Origin of the sequence: Bartonella queenslandensis AUST/NH15 (assembly GCF_000312585.1) — a bacterium.
Classification (GTDB): domain Bacteria; phylum Pseudomonadota; class Alphaproteobacteria; order Rhizobiales; family Rhizobiaceae; genus Bartonella; species Bartonella queenslandensis_A.
This window is the reverse complement of record NZ_HE997987.1, coordinates 18,800-21,215: the sequence shown is the minus strand read 5'-3', so window position 1 is coordinate 21,215 and position 2,416 is coordinate 18,800. Positions and strand designations below refer to the sequence as shown.

At 31.6% G+C, this 2,416-nt stretch carries 2 protein-coding genes; both read left to right on the top strand.

Going from position 1 to position 2,416, the window contains the following annotated elements; genetic code table 11:
* Positions 1-164 precede the first annotated feature (164 nt).
* Positions 165-416, top strand: a complete 252-nt coding sequence (locus tag BN338_RS02930; RefSeq protein ID WP_039758893.1) for a GlsB/YeaQ/YmgE family stress response membrane protein — start codon at positions 165-167, stop codon at positions 414-416.
* Between the two features lie 1,185 nt (positions 417-1,601).
* Positions 1,602-2,111, top strand: a complete 510-nt coding sequence (ubiC, locus tag BN338_RS02925; protein ID WP_039758997.1) for a chorismate lyase — start codon at positions 1,602-1,604, stop codon at positions 2,109-2,111.
* Positions 2,112-2,416 lie beyond the last annotated feature (305 nt).

Here is a 2,416-nt window from a genome sequence, read left to right as displayed (position 1 = left end):
TTATATATATACTGATATATATATGAATATTATTTTAATATACACGAAAGTAATAAGTAAAATCTCTAACAAAAATATCCTTTCCATTTGGTAAAAAAGGAATAAACCTTGATCTTTATAAAGTTTACTCTAGTTACAATCTAATTCAGGCAAAGGAGAGTATCATGGAAAATGCAAACATCGGTTGGATTGCAGCTATTATTATCGGCGGAGTTGCGGGTTGGACTGCACAGTATATTATGAAAAGCCAAACAGGAATATTATTAAATATTATCTTAGGGATTATTGGTGCTGCGTTAGCGAGCTTCCTTTTTAGTCTTTTAGGCGTAAATTTTGCTGGTTGGCTTGGTTATCTTATTTCAGGTTTTATAGGAGCCTGTATTCTTATATGGATAGGACGAAAAATTCGATCATAGGATAATTTATTTATTCAATCACCTTTTGGTGTTCAATAAAAACAACTAAAATATTTTGAAATATTTCCCTGTAACGCGTTGACACCATTTGGGGTATGATGGTGAAATGCTTAAGCTGCGATTTCTCGCATACATCATCAGGCATATTAACGAAAAGCAGTAAAAACTTCTATCATGCACCCTTCCGGATCTATATAAGCCCACGCATATCAGGAGGGGTGTATGCGTTATTTTAATGAAATACGAATTTATTTTTATACCGTATTTTTAGAGCAAACGCACAAATTCAGCTCATCGCACTATCATAGCAATCTACGAGGTTACAAAAATCAATAATGATGATTAAAGCTCCCACCATGTAACACTTAACACTATATACTTCATCAACGAGACCATTTTTACTGAAAAAACCGAAGAACTCTTTGTAAATACTTAAAACATAAACATAATAAATAATATAAAGTTAATATACTAAATTTTTATTTTATATATTTTTATTATTTATCAATTAAATTTATATAAATAATTTAATATAAAAATTTAAATGCTTATATATTATTTTAAAATTATCTCTAAAAATAAAAACATATTAATAAATATTATTATCATTTAAAAAATATATAAATACTTTTAATATAAGATAGTTTTATTATAATAAGTTAATTACTCTATAAATAAAATACTATAAGCTATTTGAATTTTCTCAAAAATACATTCCTATAAAATTCTATCTTATAAAAAATACGATTACTTTTTCATCTCAATTCAAAAATTTTGAGTATTTCGCTTTCTAAACTATAATAGGAGGATTGTACTCCTCTCAAAATTTTCCCTTCATATCGTCTAACATAGATGAATTCTTCATCCCTTTTTCGTATGCGTTACAAACCAATTTTAAAGCTTGGAATACCTACCTCTTCCTCTCGTTCTATCAAGAAAATTCTATAACGCATTATGGGAAAGCTCTTTAAATAAAGCATAATAGATTATTTTGCGCATTTAATGAAAATAACTCTATAATCTATCTCCAGCTATCTTCTTTTAAAAATCTTTGCTTTCGATTTTCTCTTTGATATTTTCCTGTTAAAATCTTGCTGCTTTTATATGCCTGTATTACAATAGAACCATCTCTTTAGCTCACTCAGTATAACATAGGGAATAGAATTTTAGATGTGGAGTAAAACGATGTCTGATCTTGAAGGCTCCATCTTACCACCTCTGAAGTGGCTCTTTAATCAAAACCCTCCCATACCAGAAAACATTCGCGATTGGCTCATGGAGTCGGGATCGATGACGCTTCGATTAAAAAAATATTGCACCTGCTTCCAAGTTCAACAAAAACGCGAATGTTTTATTACGCGAGATAAACTAAAAGAAGAAGCAGAACATCTCCCCAAAAGTGCGCGTTATTGGTTACGCGAAGTCATATTGATGGGAGATAATAAGCCTTGGCTCCTCGGACGTACAGTCATCCCACAAGAAACCCTTCTACACAATCAAGCCTTGATGCATCTAGGAACAACACCCTTAGGACACTATTTATTTAACAGTGATAAACTAACCCGCGATTACATTCATATCGGCCAACAAGGCACACTATGGGCACGCCGTTCCCGTTTGCGGCTAACGGGTAAGCCATTGTTGCTAACCGAGCTGTTTTTAAGAGATTCACCACTGTACTTCGACCATAAATAGGGAATATTTATTTTATTCTGCACAATATCTAGATTTTGCATAGCTTTAAAGAATTTAATCAGAGCAAAAAAATTTCAAAATCGTTTCAAAACAAATTACAAACAAAAACTTATGTTCGAAATATCTCTTTATCTCAGCTTTAAAATACTCCCCATCAAAAAAGCACTTTTAAGTTCTGCGCTCCTTACCCACAATCATGAAAACCAGTACTTAAATTAAGCAGATACGCACCTGATAAGATCATCTGCATTTAAACTTCTTGCCGAATAATCACCACTCTTGGAAAATAACGGCAACGCTTTATC